Raw genomic sequence first — 551 nt, forward strand, 5'->3', positions numbered from 1 at the left:
TAAGTAACAAATCATACTCGACGTTCTCTTGTGCTATACTAAAATCTACCCTACCATTGAAGTGCTCTTTGATTATTGTAAGAGCCTTCCCTCTTTCGTATCTAGGGTTACAGCCCCCACAAAATCTAACTCCACAGGTCATGTGTAAATTCTCCTTATTAAAAATTTCTTTACTTAGCTAAAAACCACCATAATTTTATAACTATCTCTTATACTACATATTTTTTCATTAATTAACACACATTAATATATAATTTCCCTTTATATATCAACTTTTTATAAATTTCAAGCTTCCTCTTTTTTTATTCCCGCAATTTTCTTAGCTAATTCTTTCTTTTGATTGATGTTTCCTTGTCTTGAAATCATTATTCTTTGAGCTTGTGGTGAACCTGCCCCATGCATTGACTCAGTTCTATAACCAACAGCAGATGAACCAAGGCATATATTTTCTAAGAATCTTAATATTCTCATTCTTTCTTCTGTTGAAGCCACTGAAGAAGCTTTAAAATACTTGTTACATACTTCGCCAAAAGTCATTCCACTTGTTCCAA

At 32.1% G+C, this 551-nt stretch carries 1 protein-coding gene and 1 pseudogene; both read right to left on the reverse strand.

All coding sequences use genetic code 11. From position 1 onward, the window contains the following. A pseudogene (locus K0039_RS24820) lies at nucleotides 1–142 on the reverse strand (hypothetical protein); the annotation flags it as partial. Nucleotides 143–285: 143 nt separating this feature from the next. Further along, a partial coding sequence (locus K0039_RS20385; RefSeq protein ID WP_272491548.1) for a 4-hydroxyphenylacetate 3-hydroxylase C-terminal domain-containing protein occupies nucleotides 286–551 on the reverse strand: 266 nt, incomplete at its 5' end.

The sequence above is a fragment of the Terrisporobacter mayombei genome (assembly GCF_020748465.1).
GTDB lineage: Bacteria > Bacillota > Clostridia > Peptostreptococcales > Peptostreptococcaceae > Terrisporobacter > Terrisporobacter mayombei.